Annotated in this window: 10 protein-coding genes; 9 read left to right on the plus strand and 1 reads right to left on the minus strand. The window is 57.6% G+C overall.

Going from position 1 to position 17,500, the window contains the following annotated elements; all coding sequences use genetic code 11:
* From EAV92_RS23455 to lepB, 7 genes are all read left to right on the plus strand, one after another.
* Window positions 1-1,647, plus strand: coding sequence for an extracellular solute-binding protein (locus EAV92_RS23455; RefSeq protein WP_123043322.1), 1,647 nt, complete (start codon window positions 1-3; stop codon window positions 1,645-1,647).
* A 393-nt stretch (window positions 1,648-2,040) separates the two neighbouring features.
* Complete coding sequence (locus EAV92_RS23460; protein ID WP_123043323.1) at window positions 2,041-2,964, plus strand: ABC transporter permease; 924 nt, start codon at window positions 2,041-2,043, stop codon at window positions 2,962-2,964.
* A 15-nt stretch (window positions 2,965-2,979) separates the two neighbouring features.
* The gene (locus tag EAV92_RS23465; RefSeq protein ID WP_123043324.1) at window positions 2,980-3,879 is read left to right on the plus strand and encodes a carbohydrate ABC transporter permease; all 900 of its coding nucleotides are present in this window, start codon (window positions 2,980-2,982) and stop codon (window positions 3,877-3,879) included.
* 100 nt (window positions 3,880-3,979) lie between these two features.
* A complete protein-coding gene (locus tag EAV92_RS23470; RefSeq protein WP_420888794.1) occupies window positions 3,980-5,677 on the plus strand; it encodes an extracellular solute-binding protein in 1,698 nt (565 codons plus the stop codon).
* An 84-nt stretch (window positions 5,678-5,761) separates the two neighbouring features.
* Complete coding sequence (locus EAV92_RS23475) at window positions 5,762-10,642, plus strand: X2-like carbohydrate binding domain-containing protein (protein WP_241158371.1); 4,881 nt, start codon at window positions 5,762-5,764, stop codon at window positions 10,640-10,642.
* Window positions 10,643-10,657: 15 nt separating this feature from the next.
* Window positions 10,658-11,812 carry an SGNH/GDSL hydrolase family protein gene (locus EAV92_RS23480; protein ID WP_123043325.1) on the plus strand — a complete coding sequence of 385 codons (1,155 nt, stop codon included), beginning with the start codon at window positions 10,658-10,660 and terminating at the stop codon, window positions 11,810-11,812.
* 91 nt (window positions 11,813-11,903) lie between these two features.
* Entirely contained in the window at window positions 11,904-12,452 is a 549-nt protein-coding gene (gene lepB / locus EAV92_RS23485) for a signal peptidase I (protein ID WP_206424264.1), read from the plus strand.
* A 58-nt stretch (window positions 12,453-12,510) separates the two neighbouring features.
* On the opposite strand, the gene EAV92_RS23490 is transcribed toward lepB, so the two are convergent.
* On the minus strand, window positions 12,511-13,413 hold the full coding sequence (locus EAV92_RS23490) for an aldo/keto reductase (RefSeq protein WP_123043326.1): 903 nt from the start codon (window positions 13,411-13,413) through the stop codon (window positions 12,511-12,513).
* Window positions 13,414-13,830: 417 nt separating this feature from the next.
* Between EAV92_RS23490 and EAV92_RS23495 the strand changes: the two genes are divergently transcribed.
* A complete protein-coding gene (locus tag EAV92_RS23495) occupies window positions 13,831-15,471 on the plus strand; it encodes a cellulase family glycosylhydrolase (RefSeq protein WP_123043327.1) in 1,641 nt (546 codons plus the stop codon).
* Between the two features lie 191 nt (window positions 15,472-15,662).
* The gene (locus EAV92_RS23500; RefSeq protein ID WP_123043328.1) at window positions 15,663-17,489 is read left to right on the plus strand and encodes an assimilatory sulfite reductase (NADPH) flavoprotein subunit; all 1,827 of its coding nucleotides are present in this window, start codon (window positions 15,663-15,665) and stop codon (window positions 17,487-17,489) included.
* Window positions 17,490-17,500 lie beyond the last annotated feature (11 nt).

Here is a 17,500-nt window from a genome sequence, read left to right on the forward strand (position 1 = left end):
TTGAAAAAGGCTTCAAGCATCCTTCTTATCGCCGTCCTATTCAGCGTGTTTCTTTCGGCTTGCTCCTCAAGGAAGAATGCGGTCCCGCCTTCCCCCAGCCCGATCGAGATCAGCGTCTTCGCGCAGCAGGATGCGACTCAGGATTTGAAGACAAATGAGTTCACGAGGCTTCTGGAGAATAAATTCGGCGTGAAGTTCGACTGGGAGCTGGTTCCCACGGAAGGCGCCAAAGAAAAGAGGCAAATCTCCATGGCGAGCGGGAAATATCCCGACGCTTATATCCTGACGAGCTTTGTCGATCAATTCTCGCAGGCGGACGTTCTCCGGTACGGGAAACAAGGGGTTTTCTATCCGTTGAACGATTTGATCGACAAATACGCTCCTCATATTAAAGCAGCCATGGAGAGCAACGCCGATCTCCGGGCTTTAAGTACGGCCCCGGACGGCAACATTTACGGTCTTGTCGGTTACAGCGAGTGCTATCACTGCTCCTATCCGAACAAGATGTGGCTGAACACCGCTTGGCTGAAAAAGCTCCACCTGGCAATGCCCGTGACGACCGAGGATTTCCGGTCGGTGCTCCGGGCGTTCAAGAACCGTGATCCGAACGGAAACGGCATCGCGGACGAAATTCCGCTCAGCGGATCCACCGAGGACTTCGGGGTGCGCGTCATTCCCTATTTGATGAACGGATTCATCTATGATGACGATCGTACCTACCTGACGATGAACGGCGGGAAAGCGGGATTGGCTCCGGATAAGGAGGAGTGGAGGGAAGGGCTGCGGTACATCAAGTCCCTCTATGACGAAGACTTGATCGATCCGGGCGCCTTCACGCAGAGCGCGGACGTCTTCCGGAAAATCGGGGAAAACGAGAACGCGCAAATTCTGGGCGCGGGAGCGGCCATGCATCCGGACATCTTCGTCGATACGGGACCCGGTAACCGCCGGGGAAGCGACTATAACCCGCTGCCCCCGCTGAAGGGACCGCATGCCGCTTATTCCGTTTTCTATGAATCCGGCATTAATTCCGGCGCCAAATTCGTCATTACCGATAAGGCCAGCGAGGAAGCGAGAATCGCGCTGATCAAGATCGCCGACTACATGTATACGCCGGAAGGACAGGCCAATGCGGAAGTCGGCAAAGAAGGCGTGGACTGGAGGAGACCGGCGGCGGGCGAGAATGCGCTCGGTCCGGACAGCACGCCGGAATTCACGCGAATTCCCGTCAAGGCAGGGGAGAAGCCTCACAATACGGCGTGGGGAGGCATGGGACATTTCTACATGCCCAGGGAATACCGGGACAGCTGGACGCAGGGCATGGACATTTACGCGCCGGACGGTTATGAACGCAGACTATACGAAGCTACTAAGCTGTACGACGGTACGCAGCCGAAGGAAGTTTACCCGATCTGGAGCGTATGGATCGACGCAGCGGCTGCGGACGAAGAGAACATTTTGCAGACGAACATCAAAAACTACGTCGATGAGAGCGCGGTTCAGTTCATCACGGGGGACAAAGATTTAAACAAGGACTGGGATACCTACTTACAAGGCCTGAAAACGCTCGGGTCGGCACGTTATCTCGAGATCATGCAGCGAGCGTATGACGATTGGGCTTCCCTAAACGGCTCGGAACATCCATGAAATGAACGGTTTGCTTCGCCGCCTGGTTCCGAGTTCCGGAATCCGGCGGTTACTTGCGTTTAGGGGACCTTTCAAAAAATCGAACATCGGGACGAATGGCATGGAACCCGCACAGCCGACCGCAGCCGCGGTCGGTTTTTTTCGTTCTCCGCAACAAAGCCCTCCTCATCGCACCGATTCTGCCCGGTATCGCGAAACCCCGACGTCTCTCGGTTTTCCGCCACCCACAAGCCGAAATGTCCGCCCGCCGGACAAATGGCCCCCCCGAAATCGGGGAAACTGTACGCAAAACAACGTAATTGTACCTACCCCGAAACGGCGGGTTTCCCCTAAGATCGGTCGTAAGGAAAGCGCTATCACATCAAGAATCGCAAATATGCAGGGGGGATTGTATTGGAGGCAGCAACGAAAAGATTCAGTGTAAGAAAGAGCTTCGCCAAACATTGGCAACTGTATTTGATAACGCTTCCGCCGCTGTTGTTTTTCCTGATTTTCAAGTACTACCCGATGATCAACGCGGTGCTGGCCTTCAAGGATTACTACGTCACGAAGGGGATTTTCGGAAGTCCCTGGGTCGGGTTTCGGAATTTCGACATGTTCTTCTCGAACCCCTTGTTCTGGTCGCTGATCAAGAACACGCTGACAATCAGCTTCTATCTCGTGCTGGCTGGCTTTCCGATTCCGATCATTCTCGCTTTGATGCTGAACGAAGTGCGAAACCAGAAATTCAAAAGGTTCGTGCAACTCGTTACCTTCGCGCCTTATTTCATATCCACGGTCGTCATGGTCTCGATTATCATGCTGTTTCTGGCACCGAGGCTTGGATTCCTTAACCTGTTTCTGAATTTGTTCGGCATGGATTCGGTTAATTTGCTCGGCAAACCGGGATTGTTCTCTTCGATTTATGTTTGGTCCGACATCTGGCAAACAGCCGGTTATTCCGCCGTCGTTTATCTGGCGGCCCTGGCGGCAGTTGATCCGACGTTGTACGAGGCGGCGAAAGTGGACGGCGCTTCGAGATTCCAGAAGATCCGGAATATCGATTTGCCCGGGATTCTGCCGACCATAACGATTATCCTCATCCTGAACGTGGGGAACGTCATGGCGCTCGGCTTCGAGAAGGTCTATCTGCTGCAGAACAAGCTCAACATCGCCAGTTCCGAGATTATCTCCACGTACGTCTACAGCATCGGACTGCTTAATGCGAATTACAGCTTCGCCACGGCGGTCGGACTGTTCAATTCCGTGATCAACCTCATCCTTTTGGTAACGGTAAACGGATTGGCGCGGCGCGTGACGAAAACCAGCATTTGGTAAAAGAGGAGTGTTTTCATGGCATCCGTGCGCACTACGATTAAAGAATCGACGGGCGATAAGATTTTTCTGGCTGCAATCTACACGATATTGTGCATCGTGCTGATCGTCGTCCTATATCCCCTGATTTATATCCTGAGCAGCTCGTTCAGCAGCCCGGCTGCCGTATCATCCGGCCAAGTGTGGTTGTGGCCCGTGGATTTCTCGATAAAGGGATACGAAGCACTGCTCAATACGCCGCAAATCCTGACGGGTTACGCGAATTCTTTGTTCTATACATCGGCCGGCACGCTCGTCAGCGTCACGCTTACCGTCATGATCGCCTATCCGCTGTCCCGCAAAACGTTTTTCGGCCGCAACGCGCTCATGATGCTCGTCACGTTCACCATGCTGTTCAGCGGCGGACTGATTCCTACGTACATGGTCGTCAAGGAGCTCGGCATGATCGATACCCGGTGGGCGCTGCTCATCCCGAACGCGGTCTGGGTGTGGCAGGTGATCATCGCCCGCTCGTTTTTCCAGTCTTCCATCCCGGAAGAATTGCTTGAAGCGAGCGAAATGGATGGCTGCAGCGATCTGAGGTTCATCTGGAGCGTTGTCCTTCCGCTCTCCAAGCCGATACTCGCCGTGCTCGTCCTGATGTATGCCGTCGGCCAATGGAACGCGTATTTCGACGCCCTCATCTACCTGAAGAGCGCCGACAAGTTCCCGCTGCAGCTTATCCTCCGAAGCATCATCATTCAGAACAACAGCGGCAATACCGTCGCTGACGTTGGAACGCAGATCCAAAGGCAGCAGCTCTCCGATTTGCTGAAATTCTCGCTGATCGTCGTCGCCACCTTGCCTGTACTGCTGATCTATCCCTTCGTGCAGCGCTTTTTCGTGCAAGGGATGCTGGTCGGCTCCGTCAAGGGCTGATCCTGGAGCAAGCATTTGGGAGGGGTGATGAATATGTAACCCGCCGTCCTGGAAGAAAATGAATTTTCAAACGATTACAATGAAAAGGGAGCGAATCAATTTGAAAAAGAGAATCGTAAGCCTGCTTGCCGTCGTGTTGATGTTCAGCATGGTCCTGGCGGCTTGTGGCGGCAACAAAAACGAGTCTGCCGCATCTTCTTCTCCATCGAGTTCAGACGCGGGCGCGTCTCCTTCCGCATCGGGCTCGGCGGCGCCTTCCGCGCCGGTTGACCTCAAGGTATTCGCCGTGCAGGAACCGAACATCGATCTGGCAACGAACAAATTCACGAAATTCGCGGAAGAAAAGTTCAACATCAAGTTCAATTTCGAGACCGTAACCTCGGACGGTGCCAAAGAAAAGCGGCAAATCTCGCTGGCCAGCGGCGACTATCCGGACGCATACATGCTGACGGCGTATATCGACCAATTTACACAGGGAGATATTTTGAAATACGGCAAACAAGGCGTTCTCATTCCGCTGAACGACTTGATCGACCAATATGCTCCGAACATTAAGCAAGCGCTAGATTCGAACTCCGACTTCAAGGCGTTCGCGACGGCACCGGACGGCAACATCTACGGTCTGCCCGCTTACGCCCAGTGTTTCCATTGCTCTTATCCGAACAAATACTGGATCAACACGAAGTGGCTCGATCAATTGAAGCTTCCGATGCCGAAAACGACGGACGATTTCAAAAAAGTTTTGGAAGCGTTTAAAAACCAAGATCCGAACGGCAACGGCGCCAAAGACGAAGTGCCGCTCAGCGGATCGACGGAAGATTACGGCGTACGCATCGTGCCCTTCCTGATGAACGCTTTCGTCTACGATGACGACCGCAACCATCTGATGCTGAAAGACGGCAAAGTGCAATCTGCCGCCATCACGCCGGAGTGGAAGCAAGGCTTGGCTTATATCAAGTCCTTATACGACGAAGGATTGATCGATCCGGGAGCGTTCACGCAAAACAACGAAGCTTACAAGAAAATCGGCGAACACGGCGACACGCAAATCCTGGGCGTAGGCGCAGGCATGCACCCGGCTATCTTCGTCAACATCGACAAAGGCAACAAAAACTCGAAGGATTACAACCCGGTGCCTCCTCTGACGGGACCGAACGGCGTTTCTCTTGCGACGCATGACGGCGGCGGCGTCTCTCCGGGCGCTAAATTCGCGATCACGAACAAAGCCAGCAAAGAGGCGCAAATCGCGCTCATCAAGCTTGTCGACTACATGTTCACGCCGGAAGGGCAAACGAACGGCGCGAGCGGCATGAAAGGCATTGACTGGACGGATCCGGCTCCTGGCGACAAGGCTCTGGGCGAAGGCGTACAACCGAAAGTCAAGCCGATCCCGGCCGTCGAAGGAGAAGCGCCTCATAACGCCGGATGGAGCGGCATGGCACACTTCTACATGCCGAAGGAATACCGCGACAGCTGGGTGCAAGGAGACGACATCTACGATTCCGCCAACTATGAGCGCAGGCTGTACCAAGCCACCCTTCAGTACCAAGGCCACGAGCCGAAGGATCTGTTCCCGATTTGGTCTCTTTGGGTTGATCCCGCGACGACGGACGAGGTCAGCATCCTGCAGACGAACATCCGGACTTACATCGACCAGAATACGCTGCAGTTCGTCACCGGCAATAAGAGCCTGGATAAGGATTGGGACTCTTACGTCAAGGGACTGCAGGATTTGAAGCTCGACCGTTATCTCGAGATCCTGCAAAAGGCGTACGACTCTTCTACGTTCAAGAAATAAAGCGTTTAAAGGAACCAGGTGTTTTATTGCGATCCCGGATAAAGCACCTGGTTTTCCATTCCATCGGCAAAGGAGATGAATGACGTGGCTCACGCGATGAAGAAATCCCGGATGTGGTTGTTGGTTATCTTGCTGTTTGCCGCGCAGCTCGGCACCTTGATTTCGGACAAGAACACGGCGTCGGCATCCTCGGCCTCATCCGTCAGCCCATTGGCTTCGAAGCCTTACATGGGCTGGAGCAGCTACAGCATGCAGGTATACTCGGGCAACGGACAATGGATTACCGCCGACCAAATCAAAGCTCAGTCCGACGCCATGCACGAGAAACTCCAGTCTCACGGGTACAACTACATCAACGTGGACGCCGCGTGGAACGGCGGCATGGACGGTTACGGCCGGCCGATTCCGAGCACGACGCTGTACCCCGAAGGCTTTACCAAGTTGATCGATTACGTGCACGCCAACGGGCAGAAATTCGGAATCTATCTGATACCCGGACTTTCCCCGCAGGCGTACAAGGACGACTTGCCGATTTACGGAACGACGGATTGCACGATGCGGGACATCGCCGCGCAGCCGCTCAGAACGGCGGATTATTGGGGCATCGGCTATAAGATCGATTTCGCGAGCCCGTGCGCCCAGAAATACATCGATTCCATAGCCGACCTCATCGCGAGCTGGGGCGTCGACTTCGTCAAGTTCGACAGCGTGACGCCGGGCTCCGGCCATAATGATACGACGATCGACGCGCGCGACGACGTGAAGGCCTGGTCGCAAGCCTTAAAGCGCCATAACATTTGGCTGGAGCTGTCTTGGGCGCTCGACATCAATTACGCGGATACCTGGAAGGAATACGCGGACGGCTGGCGCGTGGAATGGGACATCGAGTGCTACTGCGGAACCGGCGGCTTGACCAAGTGGGACAACATCGCCCGCCTGTTCCCCAAAGCGGAGCAATGGTGGCGGCACGCGGGACCCGATTCGGGCTGGAACGATTTCGATTCCTTGAACGTCGGCAACGGCGCCATGGACGGCATCACCCCGGACGAACGCCGCACGGCCATGACGCTGTGGGCGGTCTCGTCGGCTCCGCTGTACATCGGCAATGACATGACGAAGCTGGACGATTTCGGCTTGTCGTTGCTGACAAACGACGAAGTGATCGCGGTGAACCAGGCCGGCCGGCCCGCGCATCCCGTCTCCACGGCAACGACCCGGCAGGTGTGGTATGCGAACAACGGGGACGGAACCTATACGGTCGCCTTGTTCAATCTCGGCAGCTCTCCTGCCGACGTGAACGTGAACTGGAGCGAGATCGGCCTGCAAGGACCGGCCGCCGTTCGCGACCTGTGGAGCCATTCCGATCTGGGTACGTTCGCTTCCGGCTACTCGGCGTCGAACGTACCCTCGCACGGTACGCGGCTGTTCCGGGTGACGGCATTCGGCGGTACGTCCACCGTCAATGACGACGATACCGGGATCCGGTATTCGGGAGACTGGAAGCGCAACGACGGCCGGGAACTCGCCGCGGCCGCCCAGAACCTGATCGTCGACGTGCTCGATCACACGGCGGCGAACAGCACCATCGCCCCGACGACGGCCGTATTCGATAAAAAGGTTTCCGCGCAGGCAGACGTATCCACAACAATGGCGTTAAAAGGAAATACGCTGAGCGCGATCCGGGTGGACGGAACCGCTTTGTCCCCCGGCAGCGACTATTCGGTTTCGGGCAGCGAAGTCACGATCCGGAAGGAATACCTGGCCGGACGTCCGGTCGGGACGACCGGCTTGACGTTCGTCTTCAGCGCGGGAGCGCCGCAGACGCTGACGATCGCGGTGAGCGACACGACGATCCGCGACAGCCGGGTGAATCCGGCGACGGTGAGCTTCGACCGCAATCCCTCCGCTCAGGGCGACGTCTCGCTGACCCTGGAGGCGAGCGGAAACAGCCTGACCGGGATTACGCAGGGAAGCCGTCCGCTTGCGGAGGGAGCCGACTATTCGGTTTCCGGCAACGCGATCGTGCTGAAGAAAGCGTATCTGGCGAGCCTTCCGACCGGAACGTCGGATATGACGTTCTCGTTCAGCGGCGGTGCGCCTCAGACTGTCACTCTCGTCGTTCGGGACTCTTCGCAGGGCGCAATCGTCGTGCTGAACGACGACGATCCGTCGATCTCGTACGCAGGCGCGTGGAACCGCAGCACGGGACGGGGCCTCGGGGACTACAAGGATGACGTCCACTGGACCGAGACCGCCGGCGACTCGTTCGAATACGCGTTTACGGGCACGGGCGTCGAGCTCGTGACGGAGATGGATCCGTCTCAAGGCGCAATCGATATTTACGTAGACGGGGAGTTCAAGCAGACGGTCAGCACTTACAACATCGGCCGCCTCGCTCAGCAAACCGTATTCAACGTTACCGGTCTTCCTTATGGGCCGCATACGGTGAAGGCCGTCAAAAAACAATCGGGCTTTTTCATGCTGCTCGACCAGGTGAGGGTTCTGCTGCCCGATCTCGTGACGCCGACCGCGGCCGGTTTCGATAAAGCCGCGCCTGCCGACGTTTCCGTCACGACCGCCGTCTACGGAGGTGCGCTCTCCGGCATTCGCAACGGCGGCAGTACGCTGGTACCGGACGGCGATTATGCGGTGACCGGAAATACCGTCACGGTCAAGCAAAGTTACCTGGCGAACCAGCCGATCGGTCAAACGAACCTCAGTTTCGCCTTCTCCGGCGGGGCTTCGCAGACGCTGGCGATCGCGGTGACGGATTCGGCGGCCAACAACAGCGCGATCAGCCCGGCCTCGGGAAGCTTCGATAAGAAAGCCGGATCGCAGGCCGACGTCGTCGCGACGCTCGAGCTGAACGGCAACACCCTCGTCGGAATCTCGAACGGAGGGACGGCTTTGTCCGCGGGCGCCGATTACGCAGTCAGCGGGAACGAAGTCGCCATCAAGAAAGAATATCTGGCCGCGCGGCCCGTCGGCATCACCAAGCTGATCTTCGCTTTCAGCGCAGGCGCTTCTCAGACCCTGACGATCGAGGTCCGCGACACGACTCCCGCGAACAGCGCGGTCAGCCCGTCGTCCGCGAGCTTTGACCAGAACGCTTCGCTGCAAGCGGATCTCTCCGCCGCGTTGACGCTGAACGGCAACGAGCTGACCGGCATCGCGAACGGCGGAGCGGCGCTGACGGAAGGCACAGACTATACCGTTTCCGGAAGCCAGATTGCGATCCGCAAACAATATCTCGCTTCTTTGCCGGAAGGCATGCAGACACTCACTTTCTCGTTCAGCGGAGGCGCGCCGCAAACGATGGACATCGCCGTCACCGATTCTTCCCGAGGACGCTACGTGGTCCTGAACGACGATGACGCGGGCATTTCGTACACGGGCGCCTGGAACCGAAGCTGGAACCGGGGCCTCGGGGATTTCAAGGATGACGTGCATTACGCCGAAACGAACGGAGATGCTTTCGAGGCCGCTTTCACGGGAACCGGAGTGGAAGTGGTCACCGAGAAGGATTCGTCGCAGGGCGACGTCGAGATCTATCTGGACGGCGTTTACCAGCGCACGGTGAGCACTTACGCGCCAAGCAGGCAAGTCCGGCAAACGGTCTTCGCCGCGGCGGGGCTGCCGGACGGCGCCCATACGCTGAAGGTCGTGAAGAAATCCGGCTATTACATGCTGCTCGATCAGCTGAAATTCCGAATCCCGGATTTAATCAAGCCGGATAAAGCCGCGTTCGACAAAACCGCGCCTGAAGACGTGACGGTATCGCTGACGATCGACGGCAGCGGCTTGCTCGGCGTTTCGGCCGGCGGCACGCCGCTCACGCGGGGAACCGATTATACGGTTTCGGGCAACCAAGTGACGATCAAGCAATCTTACTTGGCGACCCGTCCGACGGGCGCGGTCCAGCTGGCCTTCTCCTTCCGGGGCGACCTCCAGGACGATATCCATTACGCCGCGAATAACGGCGACAGCTTCACCTACGTCTTCACCGGCACGGGCCTGGAGTGGATCTCGGCCAAAGGTCCTTCGCAAGGAGACGCGGCGGTCTATGTGGACGGCGTCTACAAAGGGACGGTCAGCGCCTACGGCGCCGCGCGCCAAACCGCCCAGACGTTGTTCCGGCTCACGGGTCTGCCGAATGGGACGCATACGTTCAAAGCCGTGAAAAAATCCGGCGAGATGATGCTCACGGACGGCTTGCGGTATACAGTGGCTTCCCCGGTGTCCGTGAACGACTCGGATGCCGGCATCAAATACAAAGGAAATTGGAAGGTCAGCACCGGCAGAGGGCTCGGCGACTATGGGGATGACGTCCATTACACCGAGCGGAACGGCGACTTCCTCCAATTCAAGTTCGAGGGAACGGGGGTTGAGCTGGTCACCGAGACGGACGCCTCCGAGGGAGAGATCGATATCTATCTGGACGATCAATACCAGCAGACGATCAGCGCATACAGTCCGGAACGAAAGTCTGGGCAGACCGTATACCGCGTAACCGGGCTGCCGGACGGCAACCACGTGCTCAAAGCCTTGAAGAAATCCGGGACCTATATGCTGCTGGACCAATTCAGGGTCATCACGGGGGACGCCCAGTACAACGATAACGATACGAGCATCTCTTACGCCGGCTCTTGGGCGGTCAGCAGCGGCCGCGGCCTCGGGGATTTCAACGATGACGTTCATTTCACCGAAACGAACGGCGATGCCTTCACTTTCACGTTCCGGGGACGCGGAGTCGAATTGCTGACGGAGAAAGACGCTTCCCAAGGCGACATCGATATTTACGTCGACGGCAAATTCGTGAAGACGGTCAGCACTTACAGCCAGACCCGCCTGACCGGGCAGTCCGTTTACGCCGTCGACAACCTCTCGAACGGCACGCACACGCTAAAGGCCGTCAAGAAATCGGGAACCTTCATGCTGTTGGATTCCTTGAAAGTCAGTCCTTAACGAGGAGAAGAACAGGTGGAAGCAAGATTGAACGGAATACGTTATGCGAATCCGCGAAGGGGACTGCCTCACACGGAAGCCAAACTTCGCGCACGGGAGCCCGTGACCGTTGCTTTTCTGGGAGGGTCGATCACCGAGGGGTACGGGGCGGTCGACCCCGATGCGGGCAGTTGGCGGGCTTTGACCGAAGCCTACTTGGAAGAGAGGTTTCCGTTGACGGTCTTCAACTTCGTGAACGCAGGGGTAGGCGGCACGAATTCGGCGCTCGGCGCGCATCGCCTGCAGGAACACGTATTTTCCGGAGGCGCGGTCGATCTGCTGTTCGTGGAGTTTTGCGTGAACGACAGCGAAGGCCGCGGCCATTCGGAGGAGGATCGGATCGCTTCGATCCGGGGAATGGAGGGAATCGTCCGGCAATGCCGGCGGATTTCGCCGGATACGGACATCGTTTTTCTCTACGCGGCGGACGACAAGAACCGAAACGAACGCTTGCCGTTCTATGCGGCCGTTCATGAAGAAGTCGCGGCCCGCTATGAAATTCCGTCGGTCAACTTCGTGGCGGGGGTGTTCGAAACGGTCGCGTCCGGCGCCAAAAGATGGGAGCAGCTCGCGCCGGACGGCGTCCACCCGAACGACGAAGGATACTCCCTGTACGCCGGCTGGCTGCGGGACTTTCTCGATCGGTACCTGAGGCCGGCGGCCGGCGCGGCTGCCGCTTCTGAGGTCGAACCGTTGCTCCCGGAACCTCTCGTGCGGGACAATTTCGAGTTCGCCCGCACGCTGGGCATTCGTGAGGCAACTTCCGTAGACCGCATGGATTGGAGCGGCGAAGCGCCGATCCCGTTGATCAACTGGAGGTACGGTCCGGAGCATCTTTACACGGAACAAGCCGGAGCGGGAATCACATTCGAAGCCGAAGGGCGCGGCGCAGGGCTGCTGCTGCTCTGCGGACCGGATACCGGCATCTTCGAATACTCGGTCGACGAAGGATCCTTCGTGCCGTACAACCCGTTCGACGCTTGGTGCCCCGGCGTTTACCGGCCCGTCTTGGCGTTGTTTCCCTTCCGCGAAGAACGGTCCGTCATGCGCGTAACGGTTCGGAACGCAGATGGCAAAGACGAACGGAGCATCGGCAACGGTCTTCGGATTTTAAGGCTTCTCGCGCGTTGAGTCCCATGCTGCTTCGCCTCATTTGTCTCCCTCTGTTGTCGGTTGCTATAATAGAACCAGTGAGCCTTGGGAGAGAGGGGAACGGCGGCAAATGAAATACCTGAGAGAAATCCGAAGTTGGTTAGGATCGTTCGGCATCGCGTTCCTGATCGCTCTAGTCGTAGGCATTTTCGTGTTCCAGCCTTACCGCGTGGACGGACATTCGATGGATCCGACGCTTCATGACGGGGAACGCGTTTATGTCTCGAAATTGTCCCACACCTTCGATTACATGCCGGCATACGGGGATATCGTCATCATCGACAGCCGGGTCGACCGCAAACGCACGTTCATGGACGAAATCAAGGACCATCCCTTCTTCGCGTGGTTCGAAAGCGGCAATGATCATACTTATTACGTGAAGCGGGTCATCGGCAAGCCCGGCGATTTCATCGAAATCAAGGGCGGCAAGCTGTACCGCAATGGGAAGGCGCTCGACGAGCCTTATACGAAGGAACCGATGACCGACGTCGGGGATCAGACCTGGACCGTGCCGAAGGACAGCATTTTCGTCATGGGGGACAACCGGAACAACAGCGAGGACAGCCGGGCGATCGGGTACATTCCGCTCGATCACGTCATGGGCATCATGAAGTTCTGAAAATGGCACGCCTCATAAGGAAGGCCGGCTGGAAAACTCCAGCCGGCCTTCCCCGCGTTCAGCGGTGGTCTGCGTATACGTTCGCCTTGCTTAGAGCCCGGATCGCCGCGATCTCCTCTTCCGTCAACGGAGGGATATCGGCGGCGCCAAGATTATGCTCGAGCTGCGCTTCCGAACTCGCTCCGGGAATAACGGCGGCCACCGCCGGATGGGAGAGCGAGTAGCGGATCGCCAGCTGCGCCATGTTTCGCCCGGGAACGGCCAGACGTTCCAAACCTTCGCGCACCAGAAGCAGCTCCTCCACGCCGTAGTCCAGGTAACCCTTCTCGATCGCCCTGCCTTGCGCCAACCGGCCGCTGGCGACCGGCCCGCGAGCGATAACGCTGATCCCGCGTTCCTTCAAAAGCGGTAATACCGACTCTTCCGCTCGGCGGTCCAAGATACTGTATTGGTTCATCACGCTCGCGATCGAAGAGCGCGACGCGTATTCCCGAATCACGTTGGGGCGGATGGAGGATATCCCGTAATGACGGATCAAGCCTTCGCGTTTCAACTGCTCGAACGCCTCGATGGTTTCGTCGATCGGGTCCCCGATCGTACCGCCGTGCAGTTGATAGAGATCGATATAGTCGGTTTGCAGCCTGCGGAGGCTTTCCCGGATGGCCGATAGAATGTACGCCTTGGAAGGGTCCCAACTCCAGCCTTCTTGGCCGGGCACGCGGCGGTTTCCCACTTTGGTTGCGAGAACGACCCGATCGCGCCTTCCCTGGATCGCTTTCCCTACGATTTCCTCGTTACGCCCCGAGTCGTACAAATCCGCCGTATCCAGCAGGTTCACCCCGCGGTCCAACGCCTTATGGATGATGGCAGCAGCTTTGCCCTCTTCGGTTCCGAGCGACATGCAGCCGAGGCCGATTTCGCTCACCGTCAGATCGGACGAGCCGAGCTTGTTCATTTTCACGATTGTCCACGTCCTTTCTCGATAAAACCGCTGAAATTAATTATAGCGGTTTATCCGACAGGGGAGAAACAGACGCGCTAGCCGCCTGCAGTTCGAAAATGCATACTTAAAACGTACGAATCCATAGAGGCTGTTCCAAAACTGCGCGGCAAGTGTGCAAAACCGAACTGCAGTAAAACTTTCGGCAAAAAGGCGGATGCAAGTGTGCAATAACGAACTGCGTGCACTGCGTCTATTCCCCGTATAAATCGAATATTGAAATCGATTTCATTTTTCCGTATGATGGGTATAGGACCAATGGGAGGTGATTGTCCCGAGGAGAAACGCATTCTCTTGTCGCCATGTCGGGCAATACTGGCAGCGCTTACACAGAGAGGCACAATCAAGCTTGACCATTAAACGGAGGTGTAATGATTCATGAAAAAAAGCTTCATCGCCACGCTTTGTTTAGCGGTATTGCTGTCTACGCTGCTGACGGTCGTCGGGCCTTCCCGCGCGAGCGCGGCGTTCGGCTCCGCCGATTTTCTCAAGGCGAACGGCACCGTGCTGCGAAACAATTCCGGCAACGGGGCGATCGTCAACCTGAGGGGGACGAACCTGGGCGGCTGGCTGCTGCAGGAGGATTGGATGTCCCCGCTCGGCGCGGCGGATGAGTATTCGATGCGGCGGACGCTGATCAACCGGTTCGGGGAAGCCGGCGCGCAGTCGTTGATTAACGGCTACCAGGATACGTGGATCCAAGCGAGCGACCTGGACAACATCAAGAGCATGGGGATGAACGTCGTCCGCGTGCCCATGTATTGGGAAGATTTCATGTACACGAACGGGACGATGAAGCCGGACTCCGTCACGTTCCGCAAGCTGGATTGGCTCGTATCCCAAGCGAGCGCCCGCAACATTTACGTCATCCTGGACCTGCACGGCGCGCCGGGAGGCGATTGCCCGTGGCAATCATGCGGCATTTCGAACTCCAACCAACTGTGGAGCAACGCAACTTATCAGAACTGGACGGTGCAGATTTGGCAGCGGCTGGCGACGCATTATAACGGAAATCCGACGATCGCGGCTTACGATTTGCTTAACGAGCCTCTCGTCGTCATGAGCGGCAGTGAAAGCTCGTCGCAAATCCAGCAGAAAATGAACTTTTTCAACCGCATGTACCAAGCGGTCCGCGCCATCGATCCGAACCACGTCATCATTATCGCCGCATTTTACGATTGGCCGAACGCTTATGCGCCTTCCACCTTCGGCTGGACGAACGTCATGTACCAGACGCATCATTACCAGTTCACGAACTACGACGACTGGAACCTGACGAATTCGGAAATCGACCGCTGGCTGAAGGACCTCACGCAATATCAGCGGAACTGGAACATCCCGATCTATGCCGGCGAGTTCTCGTTCGGGCAGAACGACCTTTACGAGAAATGGCTGAACGGGTTGAACGCCCTGAACGCCAACTGGACGAACTGGACCTACAAAGTGAAGGGCGGCGGCAACTGGGGCTATTACATCAACAACGGCAATCCTTCTCCCGACCTGAACAACGACAGCTCCGCCACGATCGCTTCCAAATGGAACAAGTTCAGCACGGCTAATTTCACCCCGAACACGACTTTCACCAACCTCGTGAAGAAATACACGACGGCGGCGCCGGTGACGACGACTTGGTCGAGCCTCAAGGCGATCGCCAACGGCAACTTCGTGACGGCCGATAACTCCGGAGCCGATCCGCTCGTCGCCAACCGCACGGCAGTGAACGACTGGGAGCGGTTCAAGGTGATCAACAACGCCGACGGAACGATCTCGCTCTGGTCGATGGCCAACAACAAATACGTACAGGCCGACTTGAACAACGGGGGAAGGCTGATCGCTTCCGCCTCCTTCATTAATGCCTGGGAGAAGTTCACGCGCGTCGATCTCGGCAACGGCCAGGTCGCGCTGAAATCCGTCGCCAACAACCAGTATGTGTGCGCGGATCTTAACGTCGGAGGCGTGCTGTACGCGAACCGCGCATCGGCCTCCGGCTGGGAAGCGTTCGTGATCGCGAACTCCTAACCCCAAATTTGTCGAAAGCCGTTCAGGATCCCATAGATCCCGGACGGCTTTTTGTTGTCCGTATAAGGGGGGCTGATAGAACTTATAAAATCATTCGAATTGCCCCGCAACCCCGTGTGTGGTAGGTTCAGTAGAGGGATATTAGAGTGTGACCATCAAATGCAATGCATGCTGCGCGGGGTGAATGTAAATTGGAACTTCAAGTCACGAATAGTCCTTTTAACCAAGAACAAGTCGAATTGCTGAACCGGCTGCTGCCTTCCTTGACGGAAGCGCAGCGCAGCTGGCTGAGCGGATACATGGCGGCGCTGCAGTTTCAGGGAGCCGTAGTTGGCCTGACCGGAGCGGCTCCGGCGGCGTCCGTTCAGGCGCCGAGCGCGCCGGCGGTTCCCCAAGAGGCGACGATCCTGTTCGGGTCGCAAACCGGCAACTCGTCCGGATTGGCCAAGAAGCTGTCCAAAAAGCTGACCGACCAAGGGGTCCAGGTTACGCTCTCTTCCATGAGCGATTTCAAGCCGAACAACCTCAAAAAGGTGCAAAACCTGTTCATCATCGTCAGTACGCACGGAGAAGGAGAACCGCCGGACAACGCCGTTTCCTTCTATGAGTTCCTCCACAGCAAGCGGGCTCCGCAGCTGGAAGGCACTCGTTTCTCCGTGCTGGCTTTGGGCGATACGTCTTACGAATTTTTCTGCCAGACCGGCAAGGACTTCGACAAAAGGCTGGAAGAGCTCGGTGCACGTCGTGTGGCCGACCGCGTCGACTGCGACGTCGATTTCGAGCAGCCGGCGGCGGGGTGGCTGGAAGCCGTCGCGAAGGCTATGGGCGAAACGTCCGGCGGCACGGCAGCTGCGGCTACCACGGCAACCGCCGCAACGGCCGGAGCGGAGTCGGAGTATTCCCGTTCGAATCCGTTCCATGCGGAAGTGTTGGAAAACCTGAACCTGAACGGGCGCGGCTCGGAGAAGGAAACGAGGCACGTGGAAATCTCCCTTGAAGGGTCGAACCTTCAATACGAACCGGGCGACAGCATCGGCATTTATCCCGAAAACGACCCGAGGCTCGTGGACGAGCTGATCGCGGCAGCGGGCTGGAATGCGGACGAAACCGTCTCCGACAAAAACGGGGAGAGCCTGAAGCTGCGCGATGCGCTGCTCCGTTATTACGAAATCACCGTGCTGACGAAGCCGCTGATCGAGCAAGTTTCCAAGCTGGCCGCGACAAGCGATCTCCGCAAGCTCCTGGAACCGGGAAGCGAGCAGGAGCTCAAAGCATACATCAAGAGCCGGGACCTTCTGGACCTGGTCCAGGATTACGGGCTGAAGGGCGTGCCCGCGGGCGACTTCGTGTCCCTCCTGCGGAAGATTCCGCCGCGGCTGTACTCGATCTCGAGCTCCCCGAAAGCGACGCCGGACGAGGTGCACGTCACCGTCCGCGCCGTGCGTTACGAGGCGAACGGCCGCGAACGGTACGGCGTTTGCTCCGTCCATCTCGCGGAACGCGCGGAGCCGGGCGCCCAGCTGCCTGTGTTCGTCCAGCATAACCCGAACTTCAAGCTGCCGGAAAACCCGGAAACGCCGATCATCATGATCGGTCCGGGCACGGGCGCGGCACCGTTCCGGGCTTTCATGATGGACAAGGAAGAGAGCGGCGCCGAAGGGAAAACGTGGATGTTCTTCGGCGACCAGCGCTTCAGAACCGACTTCCTGTACCAGACCGAGTGGCAGCGCTGGCTCAAGGACGGCGTGCTGACCCGGATGGACGTAGCGTTCTCCCGCGACACGGATCAGAAAGTGTACGTACAGCATCGCATGCTCGAGAAGGCACGCGATCTGTACGAGTGGCTGCAGGAAGGCGCCGTGGTGTACGTCTGCGGCGACGAGAGCCGGATGGCTCACGACGTCCATGCGGCGCTGATCACGATTTTGAAGCAAGAAGGCGGCATGAACGACGAGCAGGCGGCCGAATACTTGGCCCGCATGCAGCAAGATAAACGTTACCAACGGGACGTGTATTGATCGGGTTCCCG

The organism is Cohnella candidum, assembly GCF_003713065.1.
In the GTDB taxonomy this organism is placed as follows: Bacteria; Bacillota; Bacilli; order Paenibacillales; family Paenibacillaceae; genus Cohnella; species Cohnella candidum.

Bases quoted from the DNA above. Each gene is read 5' to 3' on its own strand.
- EAV92_RS23465 (WP_123043324.1), top strand. From the start codon at position 2,980: ATGGCATCCGTGCGCACTACGATTAAAGAATCGACGGGCGATAAGATT.
- lepB (WP_206424264.1), top strand. From the start codon at position 11,904: ATGAAATACCTGAGAGAAATCCGAAGTTGGTTAGGATCGTTCGGCATC.
- EAV92_RS23495 (WP_123043327.1), top strand. From the start codon at position 13,831: ATGAAAAAAAGCTTCATCGCCACGCTTTGTTTAGCGGTATTGCTGTCT.